22 protein-coding genes are annotated in these 21,229 nt (G+C 56.4%); 13 read left to right on the top strand and 9 right to left on the bottom strand.

Going from position 1 to position 21,229, the window contains the following annotated elements:
- Positions 1-7 precede the first annotated feature (7 nt).
- A complete protein-coding gene (locus tag NBT81_RS16115) occupies positions 8-1,600 on the bottom strand; it encodes a COG1361 S-layer family protein (RefSeq protein ID WP_338739895.1) in 1,593 nt (530 codons plus the stop codon).
- A gap of 133 nt (positions 1,601-1,733) precedes the next feature.
- On the opposite strand from NBT81_RS16115, the gene NBT81_RS16110 reads away from it, so the two are divergent.
- The 4 genes from NBT81_RS16110 (at position 1,734) to NBT81_RS16095 (ending at position 4,276) form a co-directional block, all read left to right on the top strand.
- Entirely contained in the window at positions 1,734-2,240 is a 507-nt protein-coding gene (locus NBT81_RS16110; RefSeq protein WP_338739894.1) for a universal stress protein, read from the top strand.
- A 66-nt stretch (positions 2,241-2,306) separates the two neighbouring features.
- The gene (locus tag NBT81_RS16105; protein ID WP_338739893.1) at positions 2,307-2,618 is read left to right on the top strand and encodes a DUF7562 family protein; all 312 of its coding nucleotides are present in this window, start codon (positions 2,307-2,309) and stop codon (positions 2,616-2,618) included.
- Between the two features lie 53 nt (positions 2,619-2,671).
- Complete coding sequence (locus NBT81_RS16100) at positions 2,672-4,000, top strand: ribonuclease R family protein (protein WP_338739892.1); 1,329 nt, start codon at positions 2,672-2,674, stop codon at positions 3,998-4,000.
- A gap of 93 nt (positions 4,001-4,093) precedes the next feature.
- On the top strand, positions 4,094-4,276 hold the full coding sequence (locus NBT81_RS16095) for a hypothetical protein (protein ID WP_338739890.1): 183 nt from the start codon (positions 4,094-4,096) through the stop codon (positions 4,274-4,276).
- 469 nt (positions 4,277-4,745) lie between these two features.
- On the opposite strand, the gene NBT81_RS16090 is transcribed toward NBT81_RS16095, so the two are convergent.
- Both NBT81_RS16090 and NBT81_RS16085 read right to left on the bottom strand, forming a co-directional pair.
- A complete protein-coding gene (locus tag NBT81_RS16090; protein ID WP_338739889.1) occupies positions 4,746-5,804 on the bottom strand; it encodes a tyrosine-type recombinase/integrase in 1,059 nt (352 codons plus the stop codon).
- An 8-nt stretch (positions 5,805-5,812) separates the two neighbouring features.
- Positions 5,813-6,106, bottom strand: coding sequence for a hypothetical protein (locus NBT81_RS16085; RefSeq protein WP_338739887.1), 294 nt, complete (start codon positions 6,104-6,106; stop codon positions 5,813-5,815).
- Positions 6,107-6,351: 245 nt separating this feature from the next.
- On the opposite strand from NBT81_RS16085, the gene NBT81_RS16080 reads away from it, so the two are divergent.
- From NBT81_RS16080 to NBT81_RS16065, 4 genes are all read left to right on the top strand, one after another.
- Complete coding sequence (locus NBT81_RS16080) at positions 6,352-6,672, top strand: phage repressor protein (RefSeq protein ID WP_425498689.1); 321 nt, start codon at positions 6,352-6,354, stop codon at positions 6,670-6,672.
- A gap of 733 nt (positions 6,673-7,405) precedes the next feature.
- Entirely contained in the window at positions 7,406-7,987 is a 582-nt protein-coding gene (locus NBT81_RS16075; protein ID WP_338739885.1) for a hypothetical protein, read from the top strand.
- Positions 7,988-8,050: 63 nt separating this feature from the next.
- Complete coding sequence (locus tag NBT81_RS16070) at positions 8,051-9,241, top strand: ISH3 family transposase (RefSeq protein WP_425498664.1); 1,191 nt, start codon at positions 8,051-8,053, stop codon at positions 9,239-9,241.
- Positions 9,242-9,598: 357 nt separating this feature from the next.
- Positions 9,599-9,895, top strand: coding sequence for a hypothetical protein (locus NBT81_RS16065; RefSeq protein WP_338739884.1), 297 nt, complete (start codon positions 9,599-9,601; stop codon positions 9,893-9,895).
- A 181-nt stretch (positions 9,896-10,076) separates the two neighbouring features.
- Here NBT81_RS16065 and NBT81_RS16060 read toward each other — a convergent pair whose 3' ends face one another.
- Entirely contained in the window at positions 10,077-10,727 is a 651-nt protein-coding gene (locus NBT81_RS16060) for a hypothetical protein (protein ID WP_338739883.1), read from the bottom strand.
- Between the two features lie 94 nt (positions 10,728-10,821).
- Positions 10,822-11,139: a hypothetical protein gene (locus NBT81_RS16055; protein ID WP_338739882.1), complete on the bottom strand. Its 318-nt coding sequence runs from the start codon at positions 11,137-11,139 to the stop codon at positions 10,822-10,824.
- 212 nt (positions 11,140-11,351) lie between these two features.
- On the opposite strand from NBT81_RS16055, the gene NBT81_RS16050 reads away from it, so the two are divergent.
- Entirely contained in the window at positions 11,352-11,828 is a 477-nt protein-coding gene (locus NBT81_RS16050; protein ID WP_338739880.1) for a hypothetical protein, read from the top strand.
- A gap of 223 nt (positions 11,829-12,051) precedes the next feature.
- Here NBT81_RS16050 and NBT81_RS16045 read toward each other — a convergent pair whose 3' ends face one another.
- Positions 12,052-13,014: a hypothetical protein gene (locus NBT81_RS16045; protein WP_338739878.1), complete on the bottom strand. Its 963-nt coding sequence runs from the start codon at positions 13,012-13,014 to the stop codon at positions 12,052-12,054.
- Between the two features lie 215 nt (positions 13,015-13,229).
- Here NBT81_RS16045 and NBT81_RS16040 point away from each other — a divergent pair, with 215 nt between their 5' ends.
- Positions 13,230-13,613: a hypothetical protein gene (locus NBT81_RS16040; protein WP_338739876.1), complete on the top strand. Its 384-nt coding sequence runs from the start codon at positions 13,230-13,232 to the stop codon at positions 13,611-13,613.
- 20 nt (positions 13,614-13,633) lie between these two features.
- Here NBT81_RS16040 and NBT81_RS16035 read toward each other — a convergent pair whose 3' ends face one another.
- From NBT81_RS16035 to NBT81_RS16025, 3 genes are all read right to left on the bottom strand, one after another.
- A complete protein-coding gene (locus tag NBT81_RS16035; protein WP_338739874.1) occupies positions 13,634-13,948 on the bottom strand; it encodes a hypothetical protein in 315 nt (104 codons plus the stop codon).
- Between the two features lie 330 nt (positions 13,949-14,278).
- The gene (locus NBT81_RS16030) at positions 14,279-16,039 is read right to left on the bottom strand and encodes a 5-methylcytosine restriction system specificity protein McrC (protein ID WP_338739872.1); all 1,761 of its coding nucleotides are present in this window, start codon (positions 16,037-16,039) and stop codon (positions 14,279-14,281) included.
- The gene (locus tag NBT81_RS16025) at positions 16,039-17,271 is read right to left on the bottom strand and encodes an AAA family ATPase (protein WP_338739871.1); all 1,233 of its coding nucleotides are present in this window, start codon (positions 17,269-17,271) and stop codon (positions 16,039-16,041) included. The genes NBT81_RS16030 and NBT81_RS16025 overlap by 1 nt, the downstream gene beginning before the upstream one ends.
- Positions 17,272-17,615: 344 nt before the next feature.
- Here NBT81_RS16025 and NBT81_RS16020 point away from each other — a divergent pair, with 344 nt between their 5' ends.
- From NBT81_RS16020 to NBT81_RS16010, 3 genes are all read left to right on the top strand, one after another.
- A complete protein-coding gene (locus tag NBT81_RS16020) occupies positions 17,616-18,233 on the top strand; it encodes a site-specific integrase (RefSeq protein ID WP_338739870.1) in 618 nt (205 codons plus the stop codon).
- Between the two features lie 1,190 nt (positions 18,234-19,423).
- Positions 19,424-19,939, top strand: a complete 516-nt coding sequence (locus tag NBT81_RS16015; protein ID WP_338739868.1) for a hypothetical protein — start codon at positions 19,424-19,426, stop codon at positions 19,937-19,939.
- 205 nt (positions 19,940-20,144) lie between these two features.
- A complete protein-coding gene (locus tag NBT81_RS16010; protein WP_338739867.1) occupies positions 20,145-21,008 on the top strand; it encodes an HNH endonuclease in 864 nt (287 codons plus the stop codon).
- Positions 21,009-21,229 lie beyond the last annotated feature (221 nt).

The raw sequence follows: 21,229 nt of genomic DNA, 5'->3' as shown, positions 1-21,229 counted from the left end.
GACTCATTTACAGTCCGAAGATGTCGAGGATCGTCTCAAGGAGGCCACCGCCCCCCTCGGTCACCGTGACGGACGTCGATTCGGTTCCGGTGACGACGGTACGGTCGAAGGCGTTGTCGTACTTGACCGTCGTGTCGACGGTGTAGGCTTTCGGGGTGGCTTCGTCGTCGACACTCACGGTGAACGTGACCGTCCGGGATTCGCCGGGTGCCAGGTCGCCGACGTAGGCCGTGTCGTCGTCGGTCTCGAACGGCGTGTTCACGTTGATGCGGGCCACCGCGTCGCGCATGACGTCGTCGCCGGTGTTTCGGACGGTCACGTCGATGGTCTCCGTCGAACCGGCCGCGACGGCGGGCGATCCGGACGTCTCGATGGTCATCTCCGGACCGACGTCCGCCGAGACGGTTCGCTCCTCGCTGGTGACTCGTTCGTCGTAGGCGTCGTCGTACTCGACGGTGTACACGAGCGGGTAGGTCTGCGGGACGGCCCGGTCGGCGACTTCGAGTTTGAAGCGAGTCGTCGCGCTCTCTCCGGGGTCGAGCGTGCCGAGGCTCGCACTCGTCGACAGCGGGGAGAACGGCTCGGTCGGGTGGAGGACCGCCCGCGCGTTGCGGACGGGACGGTCGCCGGTGTTCGTCACGGTCAGCGCCACCGCACCGGTCGAGTCGACGTAGAGGGACTCGGTGGAAGCGTCGAGAGTAAAGGAGGGGGCGTCCTCGACGCCGACGGTACCGCGCCTGATCTCGGACTGTTTCACCGTCCCGTCCTCGTCCTCGTAGTTGGCGCGGACGCCGACGGAGTAGTTACCGGCCGCTTCGATATCCCTGACGCCGACGCGGAACTCGGCCGTCGCCGTCTCGCCGGACTCCAGCCGTCCGAGGGAGACGCCGTTGGTCCGGGGTCGGAGCTGCCCAGTCTCGAGCAGCTGGAGTTCCGTGTCGGTTCCCGTCTCGCTTCCGGCGTTTCGAACCGTCACCGAGACGGTTCCATCCTCCTTGTGACGGAGGTTCTCACTCGTCACGCCGACGACGTCCAGTCGGAACGATTCGTCGATGCGGACCGTGACGTGTTTGGTCACTCGCACGTCGTTTCGGACGATGAAGAAGTCGTCGGCGTCGGCGCTGATCCGGTGGATGTACTGGTACTCGACGACTACCGGGAGTTCGTACGTTCCGGGCGACGCGCCCTCGTCGACGTCGAGTTCGAGCGACACGTCGCCTTCGCTCCGGGGAGAGATACTGCCCGCGCTCTGTGGGCCCGAGTCGACCTCGAGCGGCGCGCCACCGGCGTCGACGGTCACCGTCGTCGCCGTCGCGGTCCCCGGCGTGACGCCGTGGGCGTCGACGACGGACGCGAGTCGGTCGACGTTCCCGTCGGAGTGAGTGACTGCCGTTCCGCGGTTCTGTAACTGCACCGTCAGCGTCGCCGTCTCCCCCGGGGCGACGACGTTCGAGCCCTGGATCGTCGGGACCAGTTCGGGCTCCTGGTATTCGTCGTACGACGCGGCGGCGACGGGCGTCGCCGCCGCCGAGAGGACGAGCGATAGCGCAACGACGACCGACAGGAAGAGTCGAACCCCGTTCGAGATCTGTTCGTTCATGCTTGTGGGTATACTATACAATACTATCGTATAAACCTACGGTTCCGTCGGCACGGACGGTGGGTCGAGTCGTCGTGGGTGAGACTCCCAGGCTAACCCTGATATTTTTATCAATCGTCCGAACACGGAGAGTATGGTCATCCTCGCAGCAGCCGACGGCGAGACGACGCCCGACCCGGTGGTGCGTGCCGGCCACGAGATGGCGACCGCCCACGGCGAACCGCTGATCGTGTTGCACGTCATGCTCCAGGAACGGTTCGACGAGCGCTGGGAGGCGGTCTCGGCACCCGACAACGCCATCGCATCGCTCGCGCCCGGCGTCCAGTACGAGCGACGTGGGGACAGCGGTGGTGGCGAGTACACCATCGAGGACGGCGAGGCCCACGCCGAAGGGGTCGCCCGCGCTGTGATCGAGGAAACGCTCGACGACGCCGACGAGGCCACGCCGGTCGGGCGCGTCGGCGAGGTCGGTTCGGAAGTCGTCGCCGAGGCCGGACGCCGGGACGCGGCGTATCTCGTGATCGGCGGGAGAAAGCGGAGTCCGGTCGGAAAGACGCTGTTCGGAAGCACCACGCAGTCAGTGCTGTTGAGCGCCGATCGGCCCGTGCTGACGGTGATGGGTGACGGCGACGACGCGTAACCACGCCGTCCGTCGCACGTCCGACGCGTAACAAACGCTAAGTGGGCGTGGTGCCTGTCGTCGACCATGTGGCGTTCGGGCTCGGACGGAGACGGGAAGACGGTCGTCTGCATCGCGTGTGGCACGTCGCTTCGCCGATCCGACGCCCGCGAGTACGACAAGGAGGGCGACCGGTGGAGCCGTCGCGGCAAGGAGTTCGAGCACCTCTGTAAGTCGTGCTACCGGAGCCTCTGTCACCAGCCACGCGACGACCTCGAATCCCTCCTCGTCGACATCGCCGACGACGAGCACCTCTCCCGGGAGGCGTTTCTGGAGCGCTACTACGGCGCCGTCGAGGAGCGGTACGGCTCCGCGGACCCCGAGGAACCCGAGTCGTAGTCGGCGATACCCGGCCCGACACGTCTAACTACCCGTCACCTCTACTCCGGGGTATGACGAACGACTCGCAGGCACAAGCCGAGGCCGGCACGGCCGAGGGACAGGGCCCGGTCGAGATCAGTCCCGACGAGGCCCGGCAGTTACAGGAGAAACGCGAGGAACTGTTCGAGGAGTTCGAGATTCGGGACGGCTTCCCGCGCGAGGTGCTCCGCGAGGCCGAGGAGCGAACCGACGGCGTCCAGGCCGAAATCGAGGCCGAACTCGACGAACGGCAGGACCTGCGTGACTTGACCGCGTGGACGACCGACCCCATCGACGCCCAGGACTTCGACGACGCGATCAGCGTCCGCGAGGAGGAGGACGCCTACCGCTTGTGGGTCCACATCGCCGACGTGACCCACTACGTCCACCCCGACTCCGCGATGTGGGAGGAGGCCGTCCAGCGCGGCAACACCGTCTACCTCCCGGCTTACACCGTCCACATGCTGCCGCCGACACTCGCGGAGACGGTGTGTTCGCTCGTCCCCGACGAGGACCGCCTCGCCCACACCGTCGAGATGGAACTCGACCCCGAGACGCTCTCCTTCGAGGAGATCGACATCTACAAGTCCGTCATCCGGAGCGACGAGCGACTGACGTACGGGGAGTGTGAACAGCGCCTGGAGGATCCCGACGCGCCCCTGCACGACGAGAACACCCGCGCGTTCGAGTTGGCCGACCGGATGCACGAACAGCGCAAGGAGGACGGCTCGCTCGTCCTCAACCCACGCCGGGACCGCGCCCACACCATCATCGAGGAGTGCATGCTGAAGGCGAACAAGGCCGTCACGCACGAACTGATGTGGAACCGGGGCGTCGAGGCGATGTACCGGGTCCACCCCCAGCCCACGCCGGACCAGTGGAACGACGCCCTCCGCGAGATTCAGGAGTTGAACGGTGTCTCCATCCCCTCCGACAAGTGGGACGACCCCCGAAAGGCCGTCAACGGGGCCCTGGAGACCTCTCCCGACCGGATGCTCTCGAAGATCCAGCGCGCCGTGTTGAAGGTGATGCCGCGCGCGAAGTACATGAACGACCCCTTCGGCGGCCACCACGCGCTCAACTTCGACATCTACGGCCACTTCACCTCTCCCATCCGCCGGCTCTCAGACCTCATCAACCACTGGATCGTCCACGAGAACGACGTGCCCGAGGACCTGATCGCGCTCTGTGATCGGGCCTCCGACCGACAGAAGGACGGCGAGACGGTCGAGCGCCTCTACAAAGGGTTCATGGAGGAGATCGGCCTCGATCCCTACGCCGTGAACAACCGCGGGGTCGTCACCGTCGACGCCGACGGCGACGTCGTGGACGACGAGGGACTGCCGCCGGCAGAGGACTGAGCGGGCCACCGCGCGGTCGACCGGGGACCGACTGGGGCGCCAGCGACCGCGCGCTGCCCAACGCTTATTCGAATCCCTCCCTTCTTTGGGGCGATGAGCCTGTTCAGGAAAGCTGGAGAGAAATTCGAGAAGACGAAACGGGCGTTCGTGGACGGAGACCACGCAGACTCCGACTCCGACCCCGAGTACGTCTGTCGCTCCTGTGAGGCGTCGGTGGCCGACGGCTACGAGTACTGTCCCCACTGTGGGGAGGCCGCCGTCGAACACGTCGCGTGATCGGCGACGGCGTCGAAGATTGCGTACGCGCGGTGTCGTCGGGACGGTCGATCTCGGGGTAGCCGCCGAGCGGGACGTCCACACTCTCCGGCGATCCCCTCCGTTGCACTCCGGACAGACACGCTAGGTGAGACTCCCGTCCGACGTGGTCGTGACGAGACGCGCCAGAGGTCGGACCGTGGCGTCTCACGGCCGACACACTCCCTCGTCGAGTACAGTGTACTCCTGAGCCCTCGTACTCGATCCGACCACAGCAGAAGTCACAGCAGGGCGTCGGCAGGTCCGACAGATCGGTGAGACGAGCACCACCGCTCATGCCGACCACCTCGTGATAAGGGGGTCGCTACCGGGTGGTGATTCGCCTGTAAAACCGAGTGGGACCGCCGTGGACTCGATTCGCTCGTCCACGAGGACCCAACAGGAGTATGGGACCGCCGTGTTCCGATGATTCGTACGCAGTCTGTTGATTTCATGCATCGTCATCACTCTCCTGAGAGTCGTCGAAACCGAGTTTGTCCAAGTCGTCTGCTCGCCGCTCGCGGTAGTCCTCCAGTTCGCTCACCTTGTCGTAGTACGTCTCGATCACTTCGACAGTCGCGTTCACTCGCTCGGCGACGCGGTCGGGGCGCATCCCGCAGTTGAGTTGCCACATGATCGACCCCGACCGGACGGGGTGGGGCGACACACTCGACGGGCACTTGTACCCGTTCGTCCGGGAGTAGAACTTACAGGTCGGCCGCTCGTTGCCGTGCGGACACTCCCGATACCGGCACGGGACCGTCCCGAAGTATACCGACTTCGTGAGGGTGTTGATGTGCGCCCGACCCTGCGCCGTCGCGAACAGCGGACGACGGCCGTGTTCGTCGGTGGTGTCGTGACGGCTGTGCTCGATGTATCCGTCGAGTGCGTCCCGAGTATCTGCGCCGAGGCCGACGACGCGCTCGCCATCGGGACCGTTCTTCAGCGGCGTCCCCGTTTCCGGTCGGTGGCGGAAGCGGACGTACCCCTCGTTGGCATCGTAGTCGTCGAGGTCAAGCGCGGCAAGGCCACCCTTGCGACACCCGATCCACCACGCCACTTCGAGAACGGCGTGCTCGCGCGTGTATCGGTCCCGGCCGTTCCGGTAGGTGGCGAGTAAGTCACGGGCGTCGTTCGGTGCAAGGAACTCGTCGTTCGTCTCCTCACCATCTGGGACAGTCGGCGGCTCGACTGTCTCGGAAAGGCCACCGCCGACGAGGCTGACGCGCTCACAGTACCGGAGGAACAGCCGGAGGGCCGTCAACTCGTTGTTGAGGCTGATCGACTTCACGCCTTCCTCCCGCCGATGAATGTCGAACTCGTCGATGTCCCACGCCGTCACCTCGCCGACAGTGTCGATGTCGTGCTCGTCGCACCAATCGAGGAAGTGCAAGAGACGTCGCCGGTACGATTCGACCGTCGCATCGGCGTGGTCGAGACGGAGTCGACCGAGCCACCGGGTCACTGCATCGTCGACGTCGAGGTCGGACGGACCGCCGTCTGTTCGCATTTGGAATCTCATCGCTCAGCCACCTCCTCGAAGTGCACGGCGTGCGGCGGCTCGTCGCTCTCGTGTTCGTCGACCGCTTGCGCCGCGCGGTGTTGATCGTCTTCGAGTTCCCCGAAGTTGCAGTCCGAACGCACTGCGTGATACTTCGCGCTCTCGACGACTCCGCCGTCGAAGCGGATCCTCACGCACCGTCGACAGACGGGCGGGTTGCCGTCGCGCCCGGCGTCGATCCCGTCGGCTGGGTCTCCACAGACGACACAGTCGTCGTCAGGTCTTTCTCCGCTCGGTCCCTCTCGGATCATGCGGGACATTCGTCCCGTGGTACTCGCGGTTCGCATAGCTTAACCGCGGAACCGTAACGCGGGCGGTGATTCCAGCACCGTCCGCGTCACCGACCAATCTCGAAGTGCCAACAGGGTCTCGCGTGGTTCCGTAGGTTACTAATCATTCCGCCGTATATTATAGTTTACGAAGACTCCTATGAGTACAACTATGCATGGTTATTTAAATGGAAATGTGTTATCTGATACGAGAAGGTAGAATGTATATGCGCCACTCTGGAGACTGGATGACGCTCGTTGACGATAGGGTGTTGGAGTATATTAGAGAACATGATTCTGGGTCTCCCACAGAGATGAAGAGAGAAGGGCCAATACATTATTCTCGTCAGTATATCGCTAAGAGATGCCGAAGACTGGCTGACGAAGATCTACTTCAACATTTGGGTAACGGTGTTTACATTCTTACTGACGAGGGCGAGGCGTATCTTGATGGCAAACTTGACACGCAGAACTGGGTACGGCTTGATGAGAACAATGGTGCAGCAGTAAATCGTGTTAGCGACGTAAGTGAGGAACAGGAAGGATAACCCCTGTACCGACAGGTAAAGTGAATTCAGATTTTGTTCGTGATCCAGATATCGATCGCTGACTAACCGAATTTAGCAAAGAGATAGTGAAAGTCAATAAAGACTCTTCGTACTATCTTCCCAATATCGAAGCCAAGAGATCTCTATCGCACAATTCCAATAAGAACTGAAATCACTCAAAGAGATTGTAGACAAGTCCAGCTGTTGGAACGACAGCTAGATGCTGCTTATTGAGCTTTACTTCAGATAGACGGTGAGATGCTGTTAAATAGTAAATTCGGGCTATCTAAGATCCTGTGGTGCACTTTTGATTATACTCAGCATGGTAAAGAACATTCTTAGAGGACATATATTCATTTGAAGAGTTCATGACGTTGAAGAATGGGCGTTTACGAGTGGTCTCCGACAACTGACTCGCTGAAACTTCAAGGAGTGAGCGGTGTACAGTGCAGGATGCAGCCATCGGTTTAGCTATCGATAGTGCGTGAAACTGTCAGAAACGCCGTGCAAGATACAGAGGAGGTGGTCAGCAAGCTGTCGCTCAAGATATTTTTGAGAATTCAATCGATACGAAGACGTGGTGCCGGGTTCGCTTCGCCCGATTAATGCGGATAAGCGATAGTTCAGAATATCGTTACGCTGCATAGGAATTTCAAGTATTCTATGGAGATTTAGATGGGTATTGTGATTGTAAGAACTACTTTGATAACGGCTCATATCACACATTCCACTCATGACCCCGGAAAACTCAGGTGAGAATTTAGAGAGCACTCAGCCTGACAAATATACTGTTGAATATATTTCTGCTGATGATATACTGCGGATAACGGTACATGTCGGGGGTGTCCAATTTGACAGAGTATATAACAAAAGTAGGGTCGATGAGGAAGAGGATGAAGATGGACGGCTCGCGTTGGAATTTCGATCTCGGGAACAATATATGATGCTGAAAGACGAAGTGAACGATGACTATTTAATGACATTCAGTTTATCTCCCACTGTCCAGTTCTCTGCTTATGATTTTGAAGTGGAATCTACACCGAGGCCAGGGGAAATACGGATAGATATTCCGATGCCGAACGGAATTCGAAAGCAGCCGCGTCCTACTTACGAGGACAAATTTTCGAATGTACCTGTAAAACCAGAGGATATTCCCGCACTGGAGCTCCCAACTGATCTAACCATAGATATCGACGCAGACATAATCAACGGGAAAGGATGGTCCGAATACATCGAACTGGTGAATCCAACGCACTTTGAAAAAAAAGTCGCTAGTTGTCCACTCTGGCTCAAGAGACCAGTTTCTGACACGTAGTGATTAGAATGACGCGACTGAATCAGTCGCCTGATTCAGCCGCTGCCCGGATTCCTGTGTGTGATGGAGTTCCCAAGACTCAAACGCATCCTCACAGATCCGGACGAGTACATTTCGAGCAGCCAGTTGAAGTCTCTTAGCATGGAGTTGCTTGAGCTGATACCGATGGAAGGAATCGAGGGCTCCGGCCTCGATTCCGAGGAAATCATGGAAGTCGTCTTACGAGCTGCTGTTGACACAACCTCCGTCAACGGTGTCACGACGAACACTGAGGACACGCCAAACCGCGAGCCAGTGATGGACTGGTTGCACACCTTGGAGAAAGAGCCGATGCTTGATGCTGTCAACGATATCCTCGCACTGGTGGCGATGACGGTTCTCGACCGCGGCGGGTCGAGAACCATCTGTCTGGACTTCATGGACAATCCGTTCCACGGTCATCCAGACGACGAGGACGAGTTCAGGAGAATGGAAGCACGAGATGGAACCACGAAGTGTCACCGGTACTGTACTGCGTTCGTCATCGCGCAGGGAAAGCCACTCACACTGGCGGTTGAACCAGTTGACGGCGAGGACAGCAAGGCCGACGCGGTCGAGCGCGTGCTCGCCCGCGTCGAAACATACCCATTCGAGACCGACCAGATCCTCATGGACAGGGACGCCTTTGTCGGGGAGTTAATCGGTATTCTTCGGGAGACAGCACCGCCAGTCTTTCCGGTCATAACCCGGAAAGACTCGCTCCGGAAGAAACTCTCCAAGGCCGCGTCACACATGACCGAAGAGACGATTTGCGAAGGGAAAGAGCACGAACAGACGTATCCACTGGCGGTGAACGTTACCTATCAGAACGGTGACCGCGGAAAGTCTGGTGTGAAAGCGACAGGATACGCGGCGTACGGTCTGGAAGACCGCACGCCCGCGCAAGTCGCTACGACCTACAACAAGCGTTCACGGATAGAGAAGAGCTACGAGAAGTTCCGAGAAGCGCGTGCCCTGACAACAACGCCATCGACGACAATCCGGCTGTTCTACGTGGGCGTGGGGTTTCTGTTAGAGCAGTTGTGGCTCGTGTTACAGTGGGCCGTGCTCGCCCGACCACGGCGGGGCGGGCGAGCACTTCCGAAAACATTCGCGTTTGGTGACGCGTTTTTGCACGGGATCGAACGGGTGTTAGACGACGAACTCGGCTGGAAAGAGAAGTACCGGACTAACGGAGAAGGACTGCCAGCAGGATACGAACACGGACTCGGTTGAGCCGCCTCGCTTCGGCGAAGCGAGGCTGGCGAACAGCGACAGCTGTCTTCGGAGATCAGTCTGAACGACAACTACAGCCAAAACAATCCAGATTTGTGACTCTTCCTCAACTCTCCGTGGCGTCAGATGTGTACTTCGTCTCGTATCAGCGTCCTTACCGTGTTAGACCGGACTCTTGTTGCCGCCGCCATCAAGAGAGTGGACAACTAGCGAAAGTGCTCAGGGAGCTGATGACCTATCAAATTGAACGCCAGTTCCACGAGAGAGATTACGAGCCCTCTTCAAGTGAATTGAATGGCGTACTGAACGTCGTTGGGAAAATGCTCTCTGAGGAAATCCAGTCTTCGAGCTCCTATAATGCTTGAACCTGTATTTGTAGCGATTGTTAGTGGTGCAGCCGGGGGGGTGGCTGGTGGCATCACTCGGCTAGCATTTGATGAAGTTGACGACAAAGATGACCCTCAAGCCATCGCTAACGACCACGTATCTCAGAGAGATGTGGCGATAGAGGATAGTCAGGTTTCACAAATTGTGGAGCAGGTTGTTGAGTCGGATTCAGCGGACTCAGAACTCGTCGAGATACTCGATGGTTTTTGTATAGAATATTACGAGAAAGACCAGAAGAAAGTGAAGCGATTCGAGGATTCAGACTGACCTCTGAGAATGGATCTGTGAGAGCTCTCAACAATTGGCACTAACGGCGTGCTGCATATAGAGCTTGTAGTCAGCAAATTCACGCTGTTTATTTCGAGTAGCCGGTAGTGAACCAGCCGGTAGAGCGAGCCTCAACGTGTACCGCGTGCGGCGATAGGATACGGATGTGAACTCTCAAACCTCAAGGAAGGCCTCTCCCCCATTGTCCCGTATCGAGGGCATCAATTGAGTCGATGTACTCTTCAGGATCGTCAGTAGAGAGGGCAGCCGTTATGTGTTTCTCGACTATGTTCTCCACTCCGCGTTCTTCTTCGAATAGCAACTCTTTGGGCCGTTCAACGACCGTCTCGCACTCCGGACACAACCATACTCGTTTCTTCAATACGATGAGTCGTGTCTTGTTCCGATGAACCATTTCGGTCTGGCAGTTCGGGCAACATGGCCCCTTCTCGAGGTATGCGTACTTGGTACTGCCACGGCGGGGTTCGCCGAAGGCCACGTACCAGTCGGCACCGTACTGTCGCACGACGCCGTACCACGTTAGCTTACTCGGCTTTGACGTGCTACTGTAGACGCTCGGAGAGTTGCTTTTCTTAATTTCTCGTCGCCGGTCTATGAGAGACTGGACGAGCCTAATGATGTAGCTCACGCCGAAGTACACGGGGGCGAGTAGTACGACAGTTGACGCACCGACTCGGAGTATGGGGTCCGTCAGCACTACGTTGAAGACATCGCTGTTGATTGAGCCGAAGGGGACGACAGTATTGAGAAGAAGCCCACCGATCAGTGATGGAAGAAGACCCCATATGACCCATCGCCCGAGATCTGACATTATGGACTCTGTGGGATTCGCGGGGCAAAGCAATTTCGCAGAAGGAGGTTCGAATCCTCCATCGTACGCAGATTGTGTAAGGATAGTAATAGAGTCAGGAAATGGTGATATCCGGATTATTTTTCGCTTCCTCAACCAATCCCATCCAACTTGGTAACTCTTCAATCGAGGCTTGATGAATGACTCCGAGAACCAGACGTTCCGCATCGTAGAGTTTCTTAAGGAGGTACGCGGCTACACTGAGGGTTATCGAGACCGTGAATGCGGGGACGGAGAACACGGCGTTTGCGTATTCAGCAATCGCTTCGCGGAACCGTTCTTCAATTCCCGCGACACCAATCGAAGATAGGGCTGTGGAGAGTTCAGCCGTTAAATCCGTTATTTTTCCGGCTTTCCTGACGATACTGAACAAGGGGCCGGCAAGTTCTAATCGGATCTGCCATCCGTCGCGTTTGAAGTTGATATAATCCGAGACCTGATTCGACGTACGAAGACAGCGTTGGGTTCTTCGAGACGGTCGTTCAGGACAACAGCCAGTATCTGAAAGCGACTACTCATCTTGGACGAGACGGGTCTGATCCAGAGCGTGTTGAGGCAGTCCAATCTGCTGTTCTCGCTGAACAGGTGGGAGTCGAAGATTCGCTCGTAATTCTCGACGGTAACGAGGACAAGGCAGAGCGGTTTGGGCGGGCAATCACGGGAATCTCAGGTAGCTGTCCACCGATGGCTACCTGTATCCAGTCGGAATTGTATTATCCTACATCCCTGCTCGCCGACCTCTGTGCGAGTCATCTTGCATACCAGATCGACCATCCTCGTCACTGTTCTGAGGTGACGCCGACAGCCCCAGTGACCAAAGAGGAATTCAACCACCTCTGGGGTCCCGCATACAATGAGATAATAAACTCCTCCACTCCTGTGTACACAGAGCCAATTGAGCAACGAAGGGCCGAAACCGTTCCAACGCGGATGAACTGTTGGTTCGAGGGTGTGATGGGCGGCGGCGAGCCAGTCCAGTTCGAGTCCTCTGTCCGGCCGATCGTGCAGTATACCCGAAGAAAGGGCTATGAAGAACTCGCTACTCGCCTCTCTGAAGTGTAGAAATCAGGTGCATTTCCTGCGCCCACGTCCGTCTTCGACGCCTATTGGCTTACGCCGCTAGGCTTGCGGGCCATGGTCACACAGGCTCCACGCAGCACCTCTGCGCTCAACTCTATGTACTATACGCCAGCATATAGAACTTGGGATGGCTGATCAACGATTCTCGGAAAACGGCCACCGGTGAGCACGACTAAGATACACGAATTTTCCGAAATAGTGGGAGTCATCCAAATCTTTCGTCGAACCACGGCGCGTCCAAGACATCAAGCCCCTCCGAAGCCAGATAGAGTCCCAACTGCTCGTTCAGGTCCACGTCGGTCACGAGGCTGAGATTGTCTGGTCGACCGCCAAGTTCCCGAACTGCAGAGTCTCCAATCTGCTCAAGTTGTGCGACGAACTCACTCGCTTGGTGTGGTATCGCCCGGTCACGAATAGCGATAATGAGTTCATCACCCTCATTTGATTCGGCGTAAATAAGGGCGTAGCCATCCACATCAGTAGGAATCAACCGCCCCCGCTCGTGAACGGATATGATCATCCCCTCCACAAGATTGAGGAATTGTTCGTCGGATAGTTCCTGAATGTTGGCCGATGGACTGGTGTTCGGCCCATCAACACTGTCGTCACTTTCGCCTCGATACTTCCTGAGACCCGAAACTGCACTCTCCAGAGAATCCAGCAGAAACGCACCACCGAGGATAAATCCGATCACTGCGAAGCCAGATATTTCTGCGATTAACTGTCCAAGTGCGCCGAAATCGCCGGTCGAGAGGGCCAGGTTGAGTGCTATTCCGGGAACGAGCCCGATAGCGGTGTATGTGCGAACGCTAACCATTCGGCTTACTTTGTACGCGAAAATAAAGGTCGTTAGAGCCCCCAAGAGAGCACTACCGAATCTTCCGAGAGTCGAGCCACGAGCAGAAGACCGAACGGAAGCGATAGCAGCTGCGACGAGTCGCTCGATCGTCAGGTACCCCACACCGACTGCCCCGAAAAGGAGAAACGCGAGCTGATTGAGGTCTGTAACTGCGGTGTTGAATCCGATTTCCGCAGTGATAATCCAGATGAAGAGATAGAAGAGACCAATTGCCAGAGCGGTCTGTCCGTGGACACCGTCTCGACGTAAAATCCACAAAACCACGAGTACAGTCGAGAGAGTTGCAATAGTTATGGGGAGAAACAGCACTAAACCAAGCAGCACCACAGCAGCAAAGAGGCTGATACTACAGAGAGTGAGAAACCTCATTTTGTTGAATCTGTTATATCAGGTGGTAACTCGAAGTGACTAAATTATTTCCACTTACGTGATAGCTGCTGAATTCAATAGAAAGTCGAAGAGGGGTATCAGATCTTCGCTTGTATTGAAACTACTATAACGCCTCCAATTATGATTTAATCGAGATGGCAGGTCCTGGGAAGATTCCCGGCCGATACAATATCGTCATTGACGGAGCGTACGACACGTTCGACCACCAGATACCGGTTGACGAGTTCATCGACTGTCTGGAAGACGACGACGTGCCCGAGACGGTCAGTGTCGTTGGCCTCGGTGTAGCCTTCGAAGACGGCGGGCAGGCAGCCGACCTCGCACGGGCGATGGACCGCCGAGCGAACGACCTTGAATACCAGACACCGACCGTGCAGTTTGTCGTCCAAGGGTCATTCCACCGACGTGGGAAGACCTACGATCTCCGGTACGACGACGAACTCTATCCGCTTCAGGAGGTCTTCGGGCCGCAACTTGACCGAAAGGAAGGGGGAGAGTGGCTCGTCGCACCGTTCTGAGCAGAGTCCACGTACGGCGTTCAGTAATCGACGCGCCGAGCGGGTGTCAGGGCAACCGAATCGATTTTCTCGCGGGGAACCTCTAATTTGAGGTCGTTCTCACTCGTCAGACGAAGTCTGGCTTCGAGGCCGGCGTTTACGGCTTCAACGGAGGCCGCGTAGTACGTTTTCGTTCCCTCGTCCGTCCAAACGTCGACCCGAAGTTCCCCACCCTCAGCGTCGCCACTCCACTGGTGACTGACGTAGGCCTGCCAGCAGTCCTCACACACGGCATCGACGTGGTCGTAGAGATTGCCTGTGAACGACGTCGGTTCGAACGCAATATCGTGATGCACTGAACCCCCTCGACAGAGCCGACGTGCTCGGATTATGTCCCCGTCTCCGCTACGGCGGAACTTGACCACACAACCATGTAAGCAAGCGCAGTCGTCGTCCGAATGGTCGACATGCGAGCGATCGAGTTGTTCTCGGCACTGTTCACACGTGGTAGACGACGCGGTGACATCTTCATCGAGTTCGAGGTGTTCGCCTTCGATGGGGAGTTGCCACTCCTCGCAGAGGCTCGTCCACCCGAACCCCCCGCTTGGGGGTTGATGATTGTCGTAGAGGATGTGAGTGAGTCCTCGATCCGTCGTCCACTGATACGGTGTTCGGTACATTATTATCTAAAGCAGTTTCAGAGGACCCTCTTTTTCGACCTGGCCAGTACCGTTCTGGAAGAAGTACAGGTCGATCCACTCTTGGCCATCATCTCGACAGAACACGGGAATACAGGTTGTTGCATGCTCGTACCGGCGGCCACACCGGGTTTCAATCTGTTCGCGCGTCCAGTCACCGTCCTGTTCAAGATCGTACCGATTTCGGACATCCCACGAGTGCTCGTCAGCTGCGGCCTTGACAACACGGAGCGAGAAATCTCGTGCATCCTTGAACGCGAACGGACCACTCATCGACTTCGCTTCGCAGAGATCATCCTCGTCAGCGCCGTCCAGACAGAGTCGGTTCTGCGTCACGGCGCGGAACGCTTCAAGTTCTGGGTAGTCGCCCACGAGGACATCGTGCAGGTATTCGTGGACGGCATCGTCGTACCCATCGAGCGTGAACTCCCCATCTGGCGAGATGATTTGAAGCTCTGCCCCGGTTTGGACAACACGTCGTCGTCGCGGCGGCAGCAGGGGACAGAGAAAGCCCAGATGGTCAGCGTGGAGTAAGTAGGCATAACTGAACAGCCGGGATCGAGACGGCGACTCCTTGACTGGATCGTGGCCCTCAGCGTAGTATTTCGAGTCGAGGATTGCGATAGTCTCCTCAGCCTCTTGGAGGGCGTGATCCGGCTGATGATAGATCTCGTTTTCGTCTTCGAAGGGATTGACTGACGGCGACCGAACGGGCGTTACGTCGTCCAACTCACCGAGATGGTCATAGGACTTCACGTAATCGAGCTTGCGCTCGATGACGACCTGCGAGTACTGCTCGAACAACGATTCCATGTTGAGGACGTAGTCAACCACCAACTCACGGGGTCCTTCCCGAAGCTGCTGTCCAAGCGACGACGACATAATGGCCTTCGAGACGTCGAACGCTTTCTGGTAGTACCGGCGCTGCTTCGGGAGATCCCCCAGCGAAATTCGACGATACTCGTCCATCCGGTCCAGACTGCTGTTGACTCCCATATCCTCCAAGCGTTCGACTTCTCGGTGTACTTCCGAGAAGATACGGTCATAGGCCGGGTGATCGCGCTCGGACGATTTCTGCTGAAACAGTCGGAGGAGGGTCTTTCCTGCATAGTGGAGCAACGAGTTCGCAGCGTTGTTATGTTCGATTTCGTTGCGGATCCAGTGGGGTTTGAGGTTTCCGCGTGCGTGGTTCAGGAGCGTCTGCTCGACATCGATTTCACCCCGGCCATTCAGGCTATTGACACGACGAATGACGAGGTCACGGATGAATCCATGTCGTTCGATTTCCTCCAAGCCGTCGAGATAGTTGATTGCCAGTACGACGAAAACGTCGTCAAGGTCGATATCGTCCGAGAGGAAATCCTGAAGCGGGATTCCGTGATACTCGATCGAGCGGTTCTGGTCGTAGATCGCAAGGAGCATATCGAAAATATACTCCCACTCGATTTTGGGGTCGACCTGGATTTTCGAAGATGGGGTCAAGCTCACGACGCCGATGATGTCGGTCGCCTCAACGTGTAGAGTCTCGTCGTTCTCGCCGTCGACAGTTACCGTGACGACGTCATACTCCTGGTCGGAACCAAGGGATTCCTGACTCTTCGTGAAGACGTCGGGGCTTTCCTGTGTGAATGATGCGCGACGAAGCTGGTCCGCGATGCTGGACGGACACCCCTCTATCCGGATTTCTCCCCGCTCGGGGACGTTGAAGGTGTCTTGCCCGAATTCATACACTTCGTCGACGGTACTCATTACTCGTAGGATCCCATCTGGCGGCGCTCTTGCTCAAGTTCTCGTTCTGCAAGTTCAGCAGCGGGCGAAAGGTCGAATTCATCGAACTCACCGTTCAGTGCTCGATAGTGCTCGGCTATACGTTCGACCTGCGGGAATGCTGCCGAGTTCAGCAGACGTGGGACGATATAAGTCTGGAATGCTTGGCCGACCGCTTCGGTCTGGTCGTGCTCGTATGCGCCACCCTCGCGACAGCCAACACCGAGGAAGATGGCGATATCCCGGTAATGCATCGGACCGAAGCGCATAATTGACCCTTGGGATGTCGACTCATTGCCGTGATTGATCCCCTGATAGTCGCGTTCGAAGAGCCTGAGAATCTCGCTTTCGTCGAGATCCGAATTGCCACTAATGTGGGTGTTGATCCAGTCTTTGAACAGCTGGCGGCGTTTGTCTTCCTCGTATTCGTCGAGCTCGATCATCGCAAAGCGGCGAGTAATAGCGTTGTCGAGCTCGTTTACCGTCCTATCGGACATGTTCATCGTGCAGATGATATTCACCCGTTCGTCGAGCTCGATGGTTTCACCATCGTCAGTCTCGAAGATCGTTTGATGGGGGTTTTCAATAGCTGTGTAGAGCGGCCCGAATATTTTCGAAATGTCTGCGCGGGTAATCTCGTCGAGGATGACCCCGTACTCGCCGTCGAATCGGCGAGCACGCTGTACAGCCTCCGATACACAGCCGAGTTTCGTACGATAACTCAATGAATCGCCAGAGTAGTCTGGACTGATCCCCCCAATAATGTCTGAAGGGGTCCAGGACGGAGTAGCGGTGTTGAGTGTATAGCCGATGCAGGTTTCACGCGCAAGTTGCTTCGCGAAGGTTGTCTTCCCAGTACCTGTCGGGCCGTATAGGACGACTGGCTTCCCAGCTTCGAGAGCGACCTGTGCGTTGCGCTTGACCTCCCGTGGCACCAAGATGTCCTTTGGGGTTTCATCGCCCCGAAGACTCACTAGTCGCTTGAGTTCGTCGGATGCAGCATTTGATTCGAGGACAGCACGTCTAACATTCCCCAGTCCGCGTTTCCCTTCGTGGGCGATGTCCAGCTGTTGTTCCTTGATGAGATATTCGATAACTGCTTCCTCTTCGGTATTCCTGATTGCCTCGACAGTCTCACTCTCGACACGCCGGAGGATCCCGATATCTTCCTTCGCCTGCTCAAGGGAGTAATCGTCATCCGAAGAGTCGCTCATTACCGTGTTCAAACAGGCCGGTCATTAAAAGTCTATTCAGGCGATATTTTTGCTGAATTTTAGAGATTCAACAACCTTCGAAATCCGTATCCGGAATCAAAATGTTCAGATACTTATAAACAGCACCCTCAGAGCAACCGTGGATATGCAACTGAATAGGTTCATCCCAACCCACTCATATGATTGACGTACTCTGAATCGCTGGTATCGAGCATTCAACATTCTGTCAAGATCGGGATTGAAACCAGCCGAGTTGCGGTTGTGCCGAACTTGGGAGTCTACTTGTGGAGTCCAAAGTTCGAAGTGATTAGACCCTGTATCGTTTATAATAGGACTGTCCTCGAATGCCCGAAAATGCAAACTCCAAAGTTCGAGCAAAGGTGTGGCTAACTCCCGACCAAGTCGACGCGCTACGTACGGCATGTTACGAGGGTGGGGCTCCCTATCTCCAGCAGCGAAACGAGACGATCATCGCACTCACTTACGACACTGGCCTCCGCGTGGGTGAACTCGTCGACGTCGATGTCGAGATGTTACGAGAGGGGAACAGTGAGCTCTATCTCCCCGGCCACATCCAGAAGGACTATCCGAACGACAACAGCCCCGGTCCAGTGACGATGGAACTGTCCGCGGACGTTACTCGACTCGTCTCGTCGTACCTGAACAGCAGGTGGAAAGAATCGCCTGCGTTGTTCCCGGGCCGATCGTCCGACCGGATCAGTACCCAGGGAGTTCGGAATATGCTACACAAGGTCGCGGAGATGGCGGGCGTCCGTCCCTACCGCGTCGATGGCTCTAGGGGAGATGCTGGGGACGTGACGCCACACGCCCTGCGGCACAGTGTCGCCTATCGAATGATGAACACCGAGGACGAAAACACGCTGTACGATGTCCGAAACCGCCTTCGACATCGCTCGATCCAGACCACCGAGCGTATCTACGACCACCTGATCAAAGTTTGATCGTTAATTTCTGGATTTTGCTGTGATTTCGGGACGTCGGCGTTAGATAATCCGAGCCAAGCCTTCCCGTGTTAGCTCACCCAATCAACGGACGAAGAAGCGCTATTGGCGTGACGCTGTCGGGGAATTGCATCGTGATCCAGTCAGACCCCGAAATCAAAATCGTCTCCTGATTTCGAGTTGAAAATTAGCACTCCTCTCCGTCGATATTAGGAACATACCGACCTATCCGTCAAAAACTTCGTCATCAACGGTAGAAGGTTAACTGACGGACGTAGCTTTGATGTTGGCGGGACCGAGGACCAGAATAGATTGTACTGAACAGTTCGGAAGGAGAAAGGCCATTAGACGACTCGGTCCAGAGCTTATTATACGGTGTCGCCTGCTAATAGAGCGCCGCAGTCTCCCGCTTTTGGACTATCGGATCAAACCCTCTGCCACGTCCGATCTAACTTGGACAAGCGATCTTGACAGACCCGATCACCTCCAGATCCGACGCATGCCGGGATACACAGGAATACCAAGCCTGACTGGACTCCTTCTGACGGATAACCACCGATATTTTTTCGAGCCTGTTCTCTGTGACTACGCCGGCAGGCTTTCCCATCGGATAGAAATAGATTCACAGGACCGCGCTTTCGGGTTGGCGGCAAAATATGCCTTCCCAGTTCGGTAGTCCTCCCGGTGGGTGCCGGTGGTCATGATGACGGTACCGAGGCTATCGGTGGCGTAATCAGCGATAGATCGCAGCAGCCAGTCCAGGCTTTACTCGGCCGTCGAAACACAAACGTAGTAAGCGACCGTCACGCCCGCCACTCGGATTCAGGGTATTCGTCGCGGCACATCCCACAACGGTGCATATCCTCGCCATCCTCACCGTTGTTTCGGACGTGTATCGGCATCCGATGGCCGCACTCTGGACAGTCCATCATGTTGTGGATTTCGACAGGGAGTATGGGTATATAAACAACGGCGTTTTTCGACAGTCTGTTTAGAAATGCCTGTTATTGGACAGGTCCGCTTCGATACTTGAGGGAGATATGTCCAGTTACTACAGCGGCCTGCATGTCGCTCAGCCTCCTATCGAAATGCGTTGATATTCTCCGTCTCGTGTTGAATACATAGCGCGTATCTCGCAAAAACGGGGTTGGGGCATAGACGTTTAAGAACGGTCTATGTGAGCATAGAATATGAATCGTGAGATCATTCCAGATCGGCTACAGCGGCAGGAACGTTATGAGTGTGATATTTGCGGGGACAAAATAGGAGGAGCACACGCATGCTACCTTGTTGGAGGATCTGTACAGCCACCTGGATGTGATGTCGTTGTTGAGGGCGATAGGCGATTAGCTATAGAGATACTGTGTTCGGTGTGTCTCGCCAGCTTGAATGGCCATATAGAGTATTGGAACGATAGTACAACTACATCTGATCAAAAGCTACTAACTGAAGCGGAAGCAGATGATTTCTTAAATTTATTGGAGGATAATGAACAGATAGAGTTAAAAATCCATCACGGACTCGAAGTAATCTACTATGAAACCGACTTTGTTGTATTTGAATCTCGGTTACCGGATGAGCATAGAATCGAGCCGGTAGAACGTGATGAATTAGTCCATGAAATCACTAAGCAAGTTGATGTTGAGTTCGGTCGAATTAGTGGACACAAATGGAGGGCTGTACACAAGCGATTACAGTCCTCCTGAATACACCCTCTGTATTCAGCACTGGAATCGTGCTAACCTGTTTGCCGAAGAGGGCGGTTCACTTACTCTGTAGGTGTCCTGCCTCTGGACAGGCGTAGACGTATCGATGAGGATCGCTGGCGCGTCAGAGAAATTCCAGTCTGCTGCCATAATTGGCCGTCTTTGCCGACAAGAAAGAAGTGGGTGATTGAGTATTATAGGTTGCATGTCGAATGTCCCCTTCCACGTCGGGCAGCGGATCAAACGGAAGCGTATCCACGACCAGTTTGGTGGTAATCCACAGTGTGGGATATCCGTCTCCGCTCAGGTACCCTGCGTTTTCGTCTTCACTGGAGACAGCGGCGAGGAGCACGGCTACAAAGACGAGTTCGTCTCTGAGACGGAGTTCGTATACTCTGGACAGGGTCGAACCGGTAACCAGACCTTTGATAGGTCGACGACGAACGGTCGGGCAAACGCGGGCCTCCGGGACCACGCAGAGGATGGAAACGAGGTCCATCTCTTTGAGGAGTCATCCGTCGACGACACGTTTGTCGTATACCTCGGGGAGTACGAGTACGTCGACCACCACTTCGAGGAGCGAGCTGGCGCTGATGGGAAGCTTCGGGATGAAATCCGCTTCCGCCTCCGAAAGCTCAGCGACGGTTCTGACGGTGAAAAAGAGACAGTTTCCGGCAGATCAATAAGGGTGGCCGCAGAGAATGCCGCAGACGAAAGCCCGGCTCAGACGACCAGCGGCGGCCCGAGTTACGCCACCTCACAGGCGGTTCGAAACTATGCACTTGAGTGGGCCGATGGTGTCTGTCAAGGATGTGGCGACGAGGCGCCGTTTGTCACCGCCTCTGGCGGTGAGTACCTGGAGGTTCACCACGTCTTTCGGCTCGGCGATGGCGGCCCCGACCATCCTGACGCGGTGATCGCTCTCTGTCCAAACTGCCATCGAGAAGTGCACCACGGTCGACGCGGTCGACAGTTCAACCAAGAACTGGCCGAGACTTTACGCGAGCGTGCTCACCGGGAGTTGGGGCATGTGCCTGATGTGCTCGCCGAAGATCCAGAGTGGTCCTGAGCAGAGGCCGCTCGTCATCTCTGCCAGTGTCCATCTTTCGGGGATCGAGGCCACGCTGCCCCATCTACCGATATTGCGGAGTGTTGAGAGTTGCTGACGACCATGCTGAATACACAGCGCGAGTCGGTCATCGGTTCGGCATCCAACGTGAGCTAATTGAGTCGGTAAGTACAGCTACTTGACCTTCCACTACTGTCGACGTCGGGCATTGGAGAAATATC

Origin of the sequence: Haloplanus sp. CK5-1 (assembly GCF_037201915.1) — an archaeon.
Lineage (GTDB): Archaea > Halobacteriota > Halobacteria > Halobacteriales > Haloferacaceae > Haloplanus > Haloplanus salilacus.
Note: the sequence above shows the minus strand (reverse complement) of the source record. Positions and strands in the feature narration are given on the sequence as shown.